Below are 18,348 nucleotides of genomic sequence, written 5' to 3'. Positions count from 1 at the left end.
GTCGCGACGCACACCGTCGGCGCCCGCCCTCATGTTCGAGGACAGGAGCGTGGACTACGCAGAGCTCGTGGCCCGGGTCAGCGGCCTGGCGCGGGATCTGATCGCGCGCGGCGTCGGCCCGGATGACGCAGTCGGCGTGAGCATCCCGCGATCCGTCGAGATGGTGGTCGCGATCCACGCCATCGTGGCCGCCGGTGGCCAGTACGTGCCGATGGACACCGAGGCCCCCGTCGATCGAGTGCGCCACATGCTCGACACCGCGGACGTGGACCTCGTCCTCGTCGGGCCCGACTCCTCCCCACAGGCGTTCGTCGAAGCCGGCGTCACCGTGCTCGACGTCGATACCACGGCACCGTTCGACCCCGACATCGTTCCCGTCGCCGATGCCGACCGGCGAGCGCCACTGCATCCGGAGCACGCCGCCTACACGATCTTCACCTCGGGTTCGACCGGCAGGCCCAAGGGCGTGACGGTGTCGCACCGTGCCGTCCTCAACCGTCTGCACTGGGGTCTGAGCACCTTCCCGATCGATGCCTCGGACACGGTGATCCTCAAGACGCCGTACACCTTCGACGTCTCGGTGCCCGAGCTGTTCGCGCCGCTGTTCGCCGGTGCGCGGATGCTGATCGCCCGGCCCGGCGGTCACACCGATCCGGGATACCTCGCCGCGGTGATCGAGTCGGAGCAGGTGACATCGGTCCATTTCGTGCCGTCGATGCTGTCGGTGTTCCTCGACGTCGTCGACGACGAGACGCTGGCAGACCTCACCTCGCTTCGGTACGTCTTCGCCTCCGGTGAGGCGCTGCCGCCGGCCGTCGCGAAGGCCACCCGTAGCGCACTGCCGCGAGCAGGTCTGCACGACCTGTTCGGCCCCACCGAGGCGGCGGTCGAGGTCGCGCACCAGGATCTGACCACCGTCGGCGACGTCGTGCCGATCGGGCACCCGACCTGGAACACCACGACCTGGGTGCTCGACAACCGGCTGCGCCCGGTACCCGCCGGCGTGCCCGGCGAGCTGTACCTCGGGGGCGTGCAGATCGCCCGAGGTTACGCGGCCCGCCCGGATCTCACCGCGGAACGTTTCGTCGCCGACCCGTTCGGTGCACCCGGCGCTCGCCTGTACCGCACCGGCGACCTGGTGTGCCACAACTCCGGCGGCGAGCTGGAGTATCTGGGCCGCACCGACTTCCAGGTGAAGCTGCGCGGACAGCGGATCGAGCTCGGCGAGATCGAGTCGGTGCTCACCGCGGTCGACGACGTGGTGCACGCCGCGGTCACCGTCGCCCGCTCGTCCAGCGGCGCCGAACACCTCGTCGCCTACCTGGTCGGCCCGGCCAACCCCGAGCCGGCGAAAACTGCGGCGGCACAGGCCCTGCCGGAGTACATGCGGCCGACCGTGTGGACCCTGCTCGACGCCATCCCACTGGGCAGCTCCGGAAAACTGGACCGTCGGGCGTTGCCGGAGCCCGACTTCACCGCACTGGACACCGATTACGAGGCGCCCGCCGACGACGACGAGCGTGCGATCGCCGGGATCTTCGCCGGTGCCCTCGGCGTCGACCGGATCTCGGTCACCGAGTCCTTCTTCGCCCTCGGCGGCGACTCGATCATGTCCATCCGGGTGGCGTCGGCGCTGCGAGCCGCGGGCTACACCGTGAGTCCCCGCGACATCTTCGAGCGGCGGACCGTGCGGGCCCTCGCGATGGCAGCCGGTGCCGACGCGGTCGCCGACCTGGCGGAATACCCGGGTGGGGGAGAGGGCGAGGTCGCTCTCACGCCGGCCGTGCACTGGATGCTCGACCACGCCGACGAGCCGTCCGACATCGCCGACTTCTCGCAGAGCAGCGTGCTCATCCTGCCCGACGGAATCACCGAACCCGAGCTGCGCACGGTGGTCGCCGCGGTCGTCGCACATCACCCGATGCTCAGTGCACGGCTCGTCGAGCGCGATGGCGAGTGGGAGCTGACCGCGGGCAACGAGTTCGGCGCCGACACCGCGGTGCGGATCCACGCCGTCGACGCCCCGATCGATTCGGATGCCTTCACCGACGCCGTCCATGACGGGCACGCCTGGGCGCTGGGACGTCTCGACCCGGGCACCGGTGCCGTGCTCCAGGCCATCGGGCTGCGGAGCCCGGACGGGCGCGGCAGGCTCATCGTCGCCATCCATCACCTCGCGGTGGATGCCGTGTCGTGGTCGGCGATCATCACCGATCTCGTCACGGCATGGGCGCAGTACTCGGCGGGACAGGAGATCTCGCTGCAGCCGACCGGCACGTCGATGCGGCGCTGGGCCGGCGTGCTGGCCGATCTCGCCGACCGGGACGAGGAACTCCCGATGTGGGCCGGGCACCTCCGGGCGCCAGAGGCCGAGCAGGTGGGACGGCCCTTCGACCGGAGCCGAGACCGGCAGGCGACGGTCCGGACCGTCTCGTGGACGCTGCCCACCGACCTGACCGAGGCCCTGCTGACCAGAGTGCCGGACGCCTACCGGACCGGTGCCGACAACTCGCTGCTCGCCGCCTTGGCCCGCGCGGTGACGGACGCGGCCACCGGTGGTCGTGTCGCCATCCTGCTCGAAGGCCACGGACGTGAGGAAACCGTCGCGCCGGGCGCCGATCTGTCGCGCGCGGTCGGATGGTTCACCAGCATCGCACCGCTGACCGTCGATGTCCCCGCGGACGGTGGTGACACGGCCGACACCACCGCGTTGGTCAAGTCCGTCAAGGACTCCCGGGCCGCCATGCCCGATCACGGCGTGGCATTCGGGTCACTGCGCTACCTGCGCGACGGCTCGCCGCTCGCAGACCTGCGGCTCCCGTCGATCAGCTTCAACTACTTCGGCAATGTCAGTGGTCCTGCGGGTCCTGCCGCGGGCAACGATGTCGCGGCGGACGATGCCGCCGGCTTCCTGCCGGCGACCGACGCTCCGGTGCTGCCCCCGTCGGTGTCCGGCGCGATGGTGGCGCTGTCGTCCCTGGCGGTCAACGTCTCCGCGGTCGCCGGTGGCGACGGCCGGATCCTGCGGGCCGACTTCAGCTTCCCGGGCGGTGTCCTCGACGAGGACGAGGTCACCGGGATCGCGCGACGGTGGCAGGACGGACTCGACGCCATCGTGGCCGACCTCGACGCCGTGGGCGACCCCGGACTGTCCGAATCCGATGTGGTGACCACCGGACTCGCGCAGCACGAGATCGACGAACTCGGCGGCCGGTATCCGGCGGCGGACCTCTGGCCGTTGTCCCCCCTGCAGAACGGGCTGCTGTTCCAGTCCGAGATCGTCGACCGTCCCGGTGAGATCGACGTGTACTCGGTCCAGGTGATCATCGCGATCGCCGGCGGCATCGACGAGTCCCGGATGCGTCGGGCGGCAGGCGAACTGTTCCGCGCACACCCGGTGCTGCGATCCGCCTACGTGCGGACAACCGACGGCACTCCCGTCACGGTGGTGCCGCCGATCGTCGAACCCGATTGGCAGACAGTCGATCTCAGTGCTCTCGATGCCCCGACGGCACAGTCGCGGCTGGCGGAACTGGCGGGCAAGCAGCGCACCACCCGCTTCGACCTCGCACGACCCGGTCCGATCCGGTTCGTCGGGGTTGCGATGCCGTCGGGTGAGCACCGGCTGATCATCACCAACCACCACATCCTGCTCGACGGATGGTCCGGGCCGCTGGTGATCGCCGACCTGTTCGCCGCCTACCTCGGCGACGGCGCGGTTCCCACCCCGCCGACGCCCCGCGCCGACTACGCCGACTTCCTCACCTGGCTGGCCGACCGGGACGGTGCCGCCGCGCGGGATGCGTGGCGAGAGGCGTTGGCGCCGTTGGACGGCCCGACCCTCCTCGCACCCGAGCGGGCCACGGTTGCCGAGACACCGGCGGAACGCGACGTCGACCTCGACCACGACCTGGTCTCCGGACTGCATCGCTTCTCCCGCGACCACGGGGTGACGCCGTCGACCGCGATCCAGGTGGCCTGGGCCCTCACGCTGTCCCGGCTGACCGGGCAGCAGGTGGTCGCCTTCGGTGAGACCGTGTCCGGCCGTCCGGCCGACCTCGACGGCGTGGAGGCCGCGATCGGCCTGTTCATCAACACCAACCCGGTGATCGTCGACTGCGATCCCGCGCAGACCCTCGGCGAGGTCGCATCGGTACTGCAGGACGCCAAGACCCGCCTGCTGGATCATCAGCATCTCGGCCTCGCCGACATCGGCGAGATCGGCGGGCACCCGGTCTTGTTCGACACCTTGACCGTCTACGAGTCCTATCCGGTCGACTCCGACGCCCTCGCGTCGGGGAGTCGCGCGGCCGGTCTGGACATCACCGGCGTCGACTTCGCCGACTCCACCCACTACCCGCTCAATCTGATCGTCGGCCCGGCGGGTGACGGCATGCGGTTCGCCTTCACATACCTGCCGAGCGTGATCGGCGACGACGACGTGGTGCGCGTTGCCGACCATGTCCGCACGGTGCTGGCCACGCTCGTCGAGATGCCCGATCGCCTCCTCTCCGACGTCGACACCATCAGCGACGCCGATCGGGCGTTGGTCACCGGGTGGGCGCACGGCGACGACGTCGGCGTCGATGCCGGCCTCATCACCGATCATGTTGCCGCGCAGGTCCGGGCGACACCCGATGCGACCGCGCTCGTCTTCGAGGGCGACTCGGTCACGTACGCCCGGTTCGGCTCGCGGGTGTCGGCCCTGGCACGCGATCTCATCGCGCGCGGCGTGGGACCGGAAGTCGCCGTGGGCGTGTGTATTCCTCGGTCGGTGGAACTGCTCGTCGCCCTGCATGCCGTGGTCGCGGCAGGCGGCCACTACGTGCCCATCGACCCGGAGGCCCCGGCTGACCGGATCGGGTACATGCTCGACACGTCGGGCGCGATGCTCGTGCTCGTGACCGACGACACCGCAGGCGTTCTCAGCGCACAGCAGATCGGCATCGTCACCGTCCCGACCGAGGCACCGAACGCGACCGTCGCGCCGATCACCGACGCCGACCGGATCGCCCCGCTGCAGGCCGAGAGCCCCGCGTACACGCTCTTCACGTCCGGATCGACCGGCCGCCCCAAGGGCGTCACGGTGACGCACGAGGCGATCGCGAATCGACTCGCGTGGATGCAGGCGTCGTACCCGCTCGACGCCGGCGACGCCGCGATCCAGAAGACGCCTGCCACGTTCGACGTGTCGGTGTGGGAGTTGTTCTGGCCGTTGATGGTCGGCGCGCAATTGGTGATCGCCCGTCCCGACGGCCATCGCGATCCGGCCTACCTGGCGGAACTGATCCGCGAGCAGCGGGTGACCACCACACACTTCGTGCCGTCCATGCTGTCGACGTTCATCGACGTCGTCGGGACTGCCGGTCTCGCCGAGCTGACATCGATCCGCCAGGTGTTCACCTCGGGGGAGGAGCTTGCGCCGCCGGTGGCCGCCGCGGCACTCGAGGCGCTGCCGAACGCGCGGCTGCACAATCTGTACGGACCCACCGAGGCGGCCGTCGACGTCACCTCGTACGAGGTGCGGCCCGGCGACACCGCTGTGCCGATCGGCCGTCCGGTCTGGAACACCACCACCCGGGTGCTGGATCCGCAGCTGCGTCCGGTTCCGCCCGGTGTGGCAGGCGAACTGTATCTCGGTGGTGTGCAGCTCGCGCGCGGATACGCGGCCCGGCCGGATCTGACCGCCGACCGTTTCGTCGCCGACCCGTTCGGCGAATCCGGCGCACGCCTGTACCGCACCGGGGACCTGGTGCGGCACACCTCCGACGGCGAGCTGGAGTATCTGGGCCGCACCGACTTCCAGGTGAAGCTGCGTGGCCAGCGCATCGAACTCGGTGAGATCGAGGCCGTCCTCGCATCCGTGCCGGGCGTCGTGCACGCGGTCGCCATGGTCGCGGCCACACCCAGCGGCGACGAACACCTCGTCGGTTACGTCGCGGGCGATTCGATCGACCTCGAGGCCGTGCGCGAGACCACCGCGCAGACGCTGCCGGAGTACATGCGCCCCACGGTCTGGTCTCTGCTCGAGGTGATGCCGTTCAACACCGCGGGCAAGATCGACCGCCGCGCTCTGCCCGAGCCGGAGTTCGCGGCCGGGGAGTACGCCGAGCCCCGAACCGATGCCGAACGCGCCGTCGCCGCAGTGTTCGGCGATGTCCTCGGCCTCGACACCGTGTCGGCCGCCGACAGCTTCTTCGACCTCGGCGGCAACTCCCTGTCGGCGACCCGGGTCGCAGCCCGCGTCGCCGAGGCCCTCGGTACCCGGGTCGGGGTGCGCGACCTCTTCGACGCACCGACCGTCCGTGCGCTCGCCGCCCAGGTCGCCGATGTCACCGGGCCGGCAACGGAAGCGTTGGTCGCAGGCCCACGCCCCGACCGCATCCCGCTGTCGAGCGCACAACAGCGGATGTGGTTCATCAACCGGTTCGACCCGTCGTCGCCTGCCTACAACATCCCGTTCGCGCTGACGCTCTCCGGCCGCCTCGACGCCGACGCCCTGCGCGCCGCGCTCGCCGACGTGATCACCCGCCACGAGAGCATGCGCACCGTCTTCCCGGCGGATGAGAACGGCGATGCGGCACAACAGATCCTCGATCCCGCGATCCTGGCGACCGACACATCCTGGTGGAGCCGACCTGCCGACATCGCCACCGCGCGCGATCTCGCCCGGCAACCATTCGACGTCACCCGCGACCTACCGATCCGCACTGCGCTGGTCTCGACCGGGGACGACGACCACCTGCTCGTGGTGATCATCCACCACATCGCCGCCGACGGTGAGTCGCTCGCCCCGCTGCTGCGCGACATCGTCACCGCCTACACCGCACGGACCGCGGGCACCGCACCGGGATGGCCGGACCTGTCCGTCCAGTACGCCGACTTCGCGCTGTGGCAGCAACGAGTGCTCGGCTCCGCCGACGATCCGGACTCGATCGTGGGACAGCAGGTCTCGTACTGGACCGAACAGCTCGCCGACCTGCCCGACGTCATCGAACTGCCGACCGATCGCCCGCGTCCCGACGCGGCATCGCTGCGGGGTGGCCTCGCCGCATTCGACCTCCCCGCCGATCTCGTCGACGCCGTCGACGATCTCGCCCGGCGCCATGGTGCGACACCGTTCATGGTGCTGCATGGCGCCCTCGCAGCGTTGCTCGGCCGCATCGGCGCCACCACCGACGTCGCCATCGCGACGCCGGTGGCCGGCCGTGGACAGTCCGCCCTCGACGACGTGATCGGCATGTTCGTCAACACCCTCGTGCTGCGCAGCGAGATCGACCCCGGGATGTCGTTCGGCGACCTGCTGACTGCCACCCGCGGAACCGATCTCGATGCCTTCGGCCACGCGGACGTCCCGTTCGAGTACCTCGTCGAACGACTCGCCCCGACCCGATCGGAGGCCTTCGCCCCGCTCGCACAGGTGATGTTCACGCTGGAACAGCATGCGCAATCACGGGTCGACCTGCCGGACCTGAGCATCGCGCCTGCCGAACCCGGTGAGCCCGCAGCACGTTTCGACCTCACCGTCGGCCTGTCCGCCACGCGTTCCGACGATGGCCGCCTCACCGCCCTCGACGGTTCGATCGTCTACGCGACCGACCTGTTCGACCACGACACGGCGGTCCGGATCGCCGACTGGTATGTCGCGATCCTGCGCGCGGTCGTCGACGACCCGGCGACGGTGATCGGCGATGTGCCGCTGGTCGATTCGGCCGGGCGTGGCAAGCTCCGAGCCTGGTCGCTCGGCCTCGACGTCGACACCGACGCTCCGGTACTGCCCGACGCGATGGCGACTGCGGTCCGTGCACACCGCGGCGCGCCCGCCCTCGTCGACGGCGACCGGAGCATCTCCTACGCCGATTTCGGCGCCCGGGTGAACAGCCTTGCGCGCGAGCTCATCAGGGCGGGCGTGGGCCCGGATGTCGCGGTCGCCGTCGCGGTCCCACGCTCCGCGGAGATGCTGGTCGCGATCCATGCGGTCGTGACCGCGGGCGGTCACTACGTGCCGATCGATCCCGATGCGCCTGCGGACCGCATCGATTACATGCTCGACACCGCACGCGTGGCGGCAGTGATCGTCGGCCCCGGCAGCGTGCCGGACGTGCTCGCCGACTCGGAGCGTCGCCTCGTGGTCGCCGACGTGTCTGCGCCAGTCCCCGCGGACTCCTCACCGGTCACCGATGCCGACCGCAGTGCTCCGCTGACCCCCGACCACGCGGCCTACACCCTGTTCACCTCCGGCTCGACGGGCCGCCCCAAGGGCGTCGTCATCACCCACGCGGCCATTGCGAACCGCCTGGCCTGGATGCAGGACTCCTACCGACTGCGCGGCGCGGACGTCGTGCTGCAGAAGACTCCCGTGACCTTCGACGTGTCGGTGTGGGAATTGTTCTGGCCGTTGATGGTCGGCGCGACCCTCGTCATCGCGCGCCCCGATGGCCACCGCGACCCGGCCTACCTGGCGCAGCTGATCCGCGAGCAACGGGTGACCACCACGCACTTCGTGCCGTCGATGTTGTCGGCCTTCATCGACGTCCTCGGCCCCGAAGGGCTCTCCGCCTTGTCGTCGATCCGGCAGCTGTTCACTTCCGGTGAGGCGCTGGCACCCTCGGTCGCCGCGGCCGCGCTGGACGCGCTGCCGAACGTGCGGCTGCACAATCTGTACGGACCCACCGAGGCAGCCGTCGACGTCACCCACCACGAGGTGCGTTACGGCGACACCACCGTGCCGATCGGCCGGCCGGTCTGGAACACCACCACGCGCGTCCTCGACGCCCGACTCCATCCGGTCCCCATCGGGGTGCCCGGCGAGCTCTACCTCGGTGGCCTGCAACTCGCACGCGGGTACGCCTCACGCACCGACCTCACCGCTGACCGGTTCGTCGCGGACCCGGCCGGGCCGGCCGGGGCCCGCATGTACCGCACCGGCGACCTGGTCCGCCACGACCCCCAAGGTGATCTGGAATACCTGGGCCGCACCGACTTCCAGGTGAAGCTGCGCGGTCAGCGCATCGAGCTGGGCGAGATCGAGGCGGTGCTCGTGTCCGCGCCAGGTGTCGTGCACGCCGCAGCCACCGTCGCGACCACCGCCGACGGATCCGAACATCTGGTCGCCTACCTCGCAGGCAGCACCGAGGAATCCGGCGCGACCGGGATCGATCTGGACCAGGTCAAGGCACTCACGGCCCGCCTGCTCCCGGAGTACATGCGGCCGACGGTGTGGATGCCACTGCAGCGCGTCGAGCTCACCGGCTCGGGCAAGCTCGACCGACGTGCCCTGCCTGCGCCGGAGCGCGGCGGCGCCGAGTACGTGGCGCCAACCACCGACACCGAGGTGGCCATCGCGGGTGTCTTCGCCGAGGTCCTCGGCCTCGACCGCGCATCGGCAACGGAGAGCTTCTTCGACCTCGGCGGCAATTCGCTGTCCGCCACCCGGGTGGCCGCTCGCGTCGGCCGCGCCCTCGACACCGACGTCTCGGTGCGGGACCTGTTCGACGCACCGACGGTGCGCTCGCTGGCCGAACGGGTCCGTCCGGGAACCGGTGCGACGGCTCCGATCGTCGCGCAGCCCCGGCCCGACGTCATCCCGTTGTCGTTCGCGCAGCAGCGGATGTGGTTCATCAACCAGTTCGACACCGCATCCTCGGCGTACAACATCCCGTTGGGTCTGCGGCTGACCGGAGATGTCGATCACGACGCCCTGCTCGATGCGCTGCTGGACGTGATCGGACGACACGAGATCCTGCGCACCGTATATCCCACCGTGGACGGACGACCCGCACAGCGCATCCTCGACGTCGACGCCGCCGCCGAGCATCTCGACTGGTCGCTCGCCCGCGAATCCGGCGATCTGCGCGATGCCACCGCCCGCGGCTTCGACGTCGCGCGCGACCTCCCGATTCGCGGACGAGTCTGGCGGGCAGCGGATTCGGCGACCACCGACGTCATCGTGGTGTGCCATCACATCGCTTTCGACGGGGAGTCTGCCAAGGTTCTCGCGACAGATCTGGTTCGTGCCTACCTGACGCGTACCGGCGGCGGTTCGGCCGCCGAGCCGCCGACCGTCCAGTACGCCGATTTCGCGTTGTGGCAACACCGGACACTCGGCCGCACCGACGACGCGACCTCACCCGTCGGGAGGCAGTTCGCGCACTGGCTGTCGGTCCTCGACGAGATCCCGGCGGTCACCGACCTGCCCATGGACCGGCCGCGGCCGTCGGTGCTCGAAGCCGACGGCGAACGCGCGAGCATCGACATACCCGCGGATCTCGCCGCTGCCGTGCACCGCACCGCAGCCGACACCGGCCTCACGCCGTTCATGGTGTGCCACGCCGCACTCGCCCTGACCGTGGCCCGGCTCGCCGCGACACGTGACGTGGTGATCGGGGCGCCCGTCGCCGGCCGCGGACAGGCCGTCCTCGACGAGTTGATCGGCATGTTCGTCAACACGTTGGTCTTGCGGACCGCCGTCGACCCGGCGGTGTCGGTCGAGGACTTCCTCGCCGAGGTCCGCGCCGTCGACCTCGACGCCTTCGCCCACGGCGACGTCGCCTTCGAGCAACTCGTCGATGCGCTGGCACCGGAACGATCCACAGCGCACGCACCGCTCACCCAGATCGCGTTCACCTATGCGACCGACGACACGAGCGGTCGCGCGGCCTTCACCGGGGCCGGACTCGAGATCGAACCTCTCGACCTCGCCGAACAGGATGCCAAGTTCGACCTCACCGTCGGCGTGCGCGAACACTCCGGAAGCGGCGGGGCCCCCGGCCTGACGGCCGAGTTCCTCTATGCGCGAGCACTGTTCGACGAGGCGACGATCCTGGGGTTCGCCGACACGTGGCTGCGGGTCCTCGGCGCGGTCACCGGCGACCGGACCGCCGCCGTCGGCGACATCGATCTGCTCGACGATGCCCAGCGGCGGGAGATGGACGCCGTCCGAGCCGAACTCGCGGCGGCGGCCCGGGCGAACGAGACCTTCGGTGGCGGGAAGACTCTCCCCGAGGTCCTCGGCGACCGCGCCCTCGATCCGGAGCATGCCGCGCTCATCAGTGACGCGGAGACGATCGACTACCAGGAGTTCGAATCCCGGACCAACCGGCTCGCCCGCACCCTGATCCGCCGCGGTGTGGGACCGGACGTGGTCGTCGCGGTCGGCATCGCGCGGTCGATCGAGTCGGTCATCGCCACCTGGGCGGTGATCAAGGCAGGCGGCGTCTACCTGCCGATCGACCCGACCTACCCTGACGAGCGCATCGACCACATGCTGTCGGATTCGGGTGCGGCCCTGGGCCTCACGACGGCCGCCGACCGCGTCACGCTCGGCGACCGCGATCAGCCCCACTGGCTGGTCCTCGACGACACCGACCTGATCGAGGCGACCGGGCGGGAGTCGGCGGACGCCGTGACCGACGCCGACAGGCTCGCACCGGTACGCCTCGACAACCTCGCCTACCTGATCTACACGTCCGGCTCGACCGGTCGCCCCAAGGCGGTCGCCGTCAACCACCGCGGCATCTCCGACCTCGTCCAGGCGCTGCGTGAAGTGTCCTCCGGCCCCGCCACACGCGTCCTGCACGTGGCATCGCCGAGCTTCGACGCCTCGATGCTGGAGATGATCTGGGCCATCGGCTCCGGGCACACGCTGGTGGTCTCGCCTGCCGAGATCTACGGTGGCGCCGAACTCGCCGCCCTCATCGCGCGGCACCGGATCACCGATGCACTGATCACGCCGACCGTGCTCGCCACCGTCGATCCCGCGGGACTGACCACGCTCAAGCACCTCGCCACGGGTGGCGAGGCGTGCCCACCCGACCTGATCGATCGGTGGGCCGTCGAGGGGCGGGCACTGTTCAACTTCTACGGACCGTCGGAGGCGACGATCTGGGCGACCGCCGGCCGATCGCTGCCGGGCCGACCGGTCACCATCGGGCGGCCGATCCGCGGTTTCACCGCCTACATCCTGGACGAGCGCCTCAACCCGGTGCCGCACGGCGTCATCGGCGAGCTGTATCTCTCGGCGCCCGGCCTGGCGCGCGGGTACCTCGCGAGGGCAGGCCTGACCGCCGCGCGATTCGTCGCCGATCCGCTGGGACTGCCCGGGTCACGCCTCTACGCCACCGGCGACCTGGTCCGGCGAACTCCCGCAGGCGAGATCGAGTTCGCCGGGCGTGCCGACCACCAGGTGAAGATCAACGGCCAGCGAGTCGAACTCGGCGAGATCGACGCCGTGCTCGCCGCCGCCCCGGGCGTCGCCCATGCGCTCACCCTGGGTGCCGAGGACCCCGCCGGACGGACCCGACTGGTCGGCTACCTTGTAGCCGACGACCGGACGGTCCTCGACACCGCCGCGGTGTCGCGCGAGGCAGGCAGGCGACTGGCCGCTCACATGGTGCCTGCGCAGCTGATCGTGCTCGACGCGCTGCCGTTGACCCCCGCGGGCAAGTTGGACCGGGCCGCCCTGCCCGCCCCGGACTTCGTCGCCGACACCGAGTTCGTGCCACCCGCGACGGATTCCGAGCGCACCCTGGCAGGCATCGTCGCCGGCCTGCTGGGTGCCGAACGGGTGGGCGCCACCGACTCGTTCTTCACCCTCGGCGGCGACAGCATCATGTCCATCCAGCTGGCATCCGCGGCCAAGTCCGCGGGTTTGGCCCTGACCCCTCGGGACATCTTCGAACACAAGACGATCCGCGCGATGGCCGCGGCGGCGGGTGTCGTCGGCGCGGCGGTGGAACCGCTCGCGGAACTGCCCGACGGGCCGTCCGGACAGATGGTGATCACCCCGATCGTCGACTGGATGCTCGAGCATGCCGATTCGCCCGCGGACTTCGCCGACTTCTCGCAGGCCAATCTCCTCCATCTGCCCGCCGGCCTGACCGGAGATGACCTGCGGCACATGGTCGCCGCGCTCGTCGCCGCCCACCCGATGCTGACCGTGCGACTGCGCCGGGTCGAGGGGGAGTGGAACCTCGACACCGGAGCCCCCGTGGACACCGGGCGACTGGTGCGGATCGCAGCGGTGGGGGCGTCGCCCGGCAGCGCGGAGTTCGCCGGCGCGATCACCGATCTGCACGCCGAGGCACTCGCCGAACTCGATCCCGCAACGGGCGACATCCTGCGCTGCGTCGTGGTGGTACCCGACGCGGTCGAGATCCCCGACGGCGGTACCGCGGTCGGTGCCGGCGCCCGGCTGCTGATCGTCATCCATCACCTCGCGGTGGATGCGGTGTCGTGGCCGACGATCGTGGTCGACCTGGCGACCATGTGGTCGCAGCGGGAATCCGGTCTCACCCCGGCACCGCAACCCGAAGGTACGTCGGTTCGTCGGTGGTCCCGGTTGCTCGCCGACCACGCGGCCGACCGGTTGACCGAACTGCCGTACTGGCTGGAGCGGTTGCCGGCGAACCCACCGCGCATCGGCCGTGAACTCGGCCGCGCCGAGACCCGTGCGGCGCAGCCGGTGACCGTGCCGCTGTTGGTGGACGCCGACACCACACGCGCGCTGCTCACCACCGTGCCCGAAGCCTTCGGGGCCGGTACCCAGGATGCGCTGCTCGCCGCGCTGGCCAGGGCCGTCCATGGGTGGACCGGCGAACACACAGCGGGTGTCGACGACCCAGGGGCGGTCGACGATGCAGTCGTGTTCGGCGTCGAGGGCCACGGCCGGGAAACCGAGATCGCCGCCCGCGGTGACGATCCGCGCGCCGTCGACCTATCGCGAACCGTCGGGTGGTTCACGACGATATCCCCGGTGCGTATCCCGGTCGGCCGCGCTCATGACGTCGTGCGCACGGTCAAGGAGACCAAGGAGGAGCTCCGGGGCCGTGAAGACCACGGCCTCGGATTCGGCCTGCTGCGCTATCTCGCGCCGCGCGTTCTCACCGGCTCGGACACCGATGCCGCGACCCTCGCCGACCTGGCCGAGCTCGGGCGCAGGCGCCTGCCCTCGATCGGGTTCAACTACTTCGGAAATGTCGCTGCGTCGGGCCAGCAGAACAGCGACGCCGCCGATGAGGCATTCGTCCCGTCCGGCGACGCCGTCGAGCTCCCGTCGACGCTCAGCGGCGCCCTGGTGATGCCGCATGCGCTGTCGGTGGACGTGCAGACCGTCGTCATCGACGGGCACCGACGGCTCCGCGCATCATTCGCGTATCGGCCGGGTTCGCTCACCGACGACGAGGTCACCGATCTCGGAGCCCGCTGGTCCACCGAGCTGGCCGCCATCGTCGCGGCGACCGAGGCCGCGGACCCGGGGCCGTCCCCGTCAGATCTCATCGGACCGCGTCTGCGCCAGGACGAGATCGATGATCTGGGTCGCCGCTATCCCGGTGCCGAGATCTGGCCACTGACCCCGCTGCAGCAGGGGCTCTACTTCCAGGCCGAACTCGGGGCCACGCCGGGCGACGAGAGGTCCGCGACCGCAGAGGTCGACGTGTACGTGACGCAGGCCGTGATCGAACTCGCGGGCGATGTCGACGTCGAGCGGATGCGATCTGCCGCAATACGTCTCCTGGCTCACCATCGAGTGCTGCGCTCGGGCTACGTGCGGACCGTCGAGGGGACGGTCGTCGCGGTCGTGCCGCCCCGGATCGATCCGGAGTGGGCCACGATCGATCTCCGCGACGAGACGGGGGAGCCCGACGAGCGCCTCGAATCGATCGCGGTCGATCAGATGCGGCGTCCGTTCGTCCTCTCCGAACCCGGCCTCATCCGATTCGCGCTGGTGCTGCTGCCCGGATCCCGCGCCGCACTCGTCGTCACCAGCCATCACCTCGTGGTGGACGGGTGGTCGGGACCGTTGATCGTCGGTGACCTGTTCGGCACGTATCTCGGCGGTCACCCGTTGACCTCCACCGACAGTGGAGATTTCGCGACCTTCCTGCAGTGGCTCGCCCGGCGGGACGACGCGGCCGCGCGTGCGGTCTGGTCGGACGCGTTGGCCCGCCTCGACGGCCCGACCGTGGTCGCCCCCGGAAGGGTGGCCACCGAGGATGCGCGGCCGCGCGAGCACGTCATCGACACCGGGGCCGATCTGGGGATCGCCCTCGGGCACGCCGCTCGGCGACTCGGCGTCACCACCTCGACCCTGCTCCAGTTCGGTTGGGCGGTCCTGTTGTCGCGGCTCACCGGGCAGCAGACGGTCGGCTTCGGCGAGACGGTATCGGGCCGTCCGGCCGACATCGACGGCGTCGAGCAGATGGTCGGCCTGTTCATCAACACGCTGCCCGTCGCGGTCACGGTCGACCCCGAGCAGCAGATCGACGACGCGGTACGTGCCTTGCAGGACACCAAGACCCGACTCCTCGATCACCAGCACATGGGCCTGGCCGACATCGCCGCGACCACCGGCCACCACGCGCTGTTCGACACCCTCACCGTCTACGAGTCCTACCCGGTCGACGCCGATACGATCGCCGACAACGGACAGTCCGACGACCTCCAGATCACGGCGATCCGCACCGGAGATGCAACGCACTACCCCTTGAACCTGATCGCCGCACCGGCACGTGAGAGCTCGGGCGCCACGGCCGATGCCGCCACTTCGGGCTTGTCCTTACAGCTCAAATACCTACCGGACGCGTTCTCCGAAGCCCAGATCGAGCATCTCGGCAACGCCTACACACAGATCCTGATCGCGCTCAGCGCCAAGGATCCGGGCCGTGTCGGCGATGTCGACCTGCTGACACCCGCGGACCGCGACATCGTCGAGACGTGGAGTCACGGCGACCGGATCGATGAACCGGCCGACTTCGTGGGCGCGGGTCTGGCCGCACAGGCCGCGCTCACACCGGATGCCCTCGCCGCGATCGACGGCGACCGCGAGATCACGTACGGCGAGTTCAGCGCGCAGGTCAACGCTCTCGGGCGGTCGCTGATCGCGGCGGGCATCGGACCCGACGACGCGGTGGGAGTTTGTCTGCCACGGTCGATCGAGATGCTCGTTGCGGTGCACGCGATCACGGTCGCCGGCGGTCAGTATGTGCCGATCGACACCGAGGCGCCGGCCGACCGGGTGCGCTACATGACCGACACCGCCTCGGTGACAACGATTCTCATCGGGCCCGGGGGAGTGCCTGCGGCGATCGCCGCTGCGGGCGTCGACACCATGGTGGTCGATGCGAGTGTTCCGGCCGATGCGGGTGCGGCGATCACCGATGACGATCGCCGTGCACCGTTGCGCCCGGAGCACGCGGCCTACACGATCTTCACCTCCGGATCGACCGGCCGCCCCAAGGGCGTCACCGTCTCCCATCGGTCGGTCGTCAACCGACTCCGGTGGGGACTGGAGACCTTCGAAGGGGTCGATGCGACGTCGGCCACCATCCTGAAGACGCCGTACACCTTCGACGTGTCGGTGCCGGAGCTGTTCGCACCGTTCATGATCGGTGCGCGGGTGATCGTCGCCCGCCCCGGTGGACACGCCGATCCCGCCTACCTGGCCGCACTCGTCGCCCGGCACGGCATCGCGGCCGTCGACTTCGTCCCCTCGATGCTCGCCGCCTTCCTCGATGTCGTCGACGACGAGCAACTCGCCGCCATGACCGGACTGCGCCACCTCTACATCGCGGGGGAGGCGTTGCCCCCCGCCCTCGCCCGGGCCGCCCGCGAACGACTCCCGCACGTGGCGCTGCACAACCTGTACGGCCCCACCGAGGCCGCCGTGGAGGTGACCGCGCAGACCATCGGAACCGTGGGCGAGCACAGCACGGTGGTGCCGATCGGCGGTCCGATCCGAAATACGGCGGTGTGGGTCCTCGACGACCGGCTGCGTCCGGTGCCGCCGGGTATCGCAGGCGAGTTGTACCTCGGCGGCGTGCAGATCGCCCGCGGCTACGCGGCGCGTCCGGATCTCACCGCCGAACGTTTCGTGGCAGATCCGTTCGGCAACGGCGGTCGGCTCTACCGCACCGGCGACCTCGTCCGCTGGAGCATGTCGGGAGAGATCGAGTACCTGGGCCGCACCGACTTCCAGGTGAAACTGCGCGGCCAGCGCATCGAGCTCGGCGAGATCGAATCGGTGCTGACCTCCGCACCGGGCGTCGTCCACGCGGCTGCCACCGTCGCCACGGCCCCCGGCGGCGGCGAGCATCTCGTCGCGTATGTGGCGGCCGGACCCGGCCAGCGCCTCGATCTCGACGCGGTGCGCGACCGGGTTGCCGGTGCGCTGCCCGAATACATGCGTCCCACCGTGTGGATGACGCTCGACGACGTTCCGCTCGGCACCACCGGCAAGCTCGATCGGCGTGCGCTGCCCGAGCCGGAGTTCGCCGCCGGGGAACTCGTGGCACCGGACGGTGAGATCGAGGAGACGATCGCACAGGTCTTCGCCGAGGTGCTCGGCGTGGATCGGGTGTCGGTCACCGACAGCTTCTTCGACCTCGGCGGCAACTCGCTCTCGGCCACCCGGGTGAGCGCGCGCGTCGGCGGTGCTCTCAAAGCCGATGTGGGTGTCCGGGATCTGTTCGAGGCACCGACCGTCCGAGACCTCGCGCGCCGCATCCACACCGGTGACACCGAGGTCGAGCCCCTCGTCGCGGGCCCGCGCCCCGACGTCATCCCGTTGTCCACAGCACAGCAGCGGATGTGGTTCATCAACCGGTTCGAACCCGGTTCCCCGGCCTACAACCTGCCGGTGGCACTCCGGCTGCGTGGACAGGTCGACGTCGAGGCGTTGCGTGCCGCGCTCGGCGACGTCGTCGAGCGGCACGAGACACTGCGCACGGTGTTCCCGGCCGCCGACGGACGCCCACGTCAGGTCATCGTCGGTGTCGACGAGGCCCGCAAGCAGCTGGACTGGGCCGAGATCGACGATCCGGCGGCGGCCTTCGACACGATCGCCACTGTCGCCACCACCGGGTTCGACGTCACCACCGACATGCCGATCCGTGCGCGAATCGCCCGACTGGCAACCGACGATCACGTCTTTCTCGTCGTCACGCACCACATCGCGGCCGACGGGGAGTCGACCGGGCCGCTGGTGCGTGACCTGCTGGCCGCCTACGAGGCACGTCGCCACGGACAGCGCCCCGACCTGGCTCCGCTCGCGGTCGGGTTCGCCGACTTCGCGCTCTGGCAGCAGCGCGTGCTCGGCGACACCGACGATCCGACCTCGGTGCTGGGCCGACAGATGGCGCACTGGGTTCGAACCCTCGATGGGCTGCCCGACCTGCTCGCCCTGCCGACCGACCACATCCGGCCGCCGGTGGCGAGCATGCGCGGGGCGAACATCCGCTTCACCATCCCGAGTGACACCCGGCGCGGCATCACCGACCTCGCCCGCGAACTCGGGGCCACCGAGTTCATGGTGCTGCACGCCGGTCTGGCAGTACTTCTCGCGCGGCTGTC

Annotated in this window: 1 protein-coding gene (only partly in view); it reads left to right on the top strand. The window is 70.3% G+C overall.

Every position in this 18,348-nt window falls within one protein-coding gene, locus OVA31_RS04360, for a non-ribosomal peptide synthetase, read on the top strand. The gene is 49,002 nt long; 9,998 of those nucleotides lie to the left of the window and 20,656 to its right, leaving coding positions 9,999-28,346 in view, spanning codon 3,333 (partial) through codon 9,449 (partial); the first complete codon in view begins at position 2. The start codon and the stop codon both lie outside this window.

Source organism: Gordonia sp. SL306, assembly GCF_026625785.1.
GTDB lineage: Bacteria > Actinomycetota > Actinomycetes > Mycobacteriales > Mycobacteriaceae > Gordonia.
Note: the sequence above shows the minus strand (reverse complement) of the source record. Positions and strands in the feature narration are given on the sequence as shown.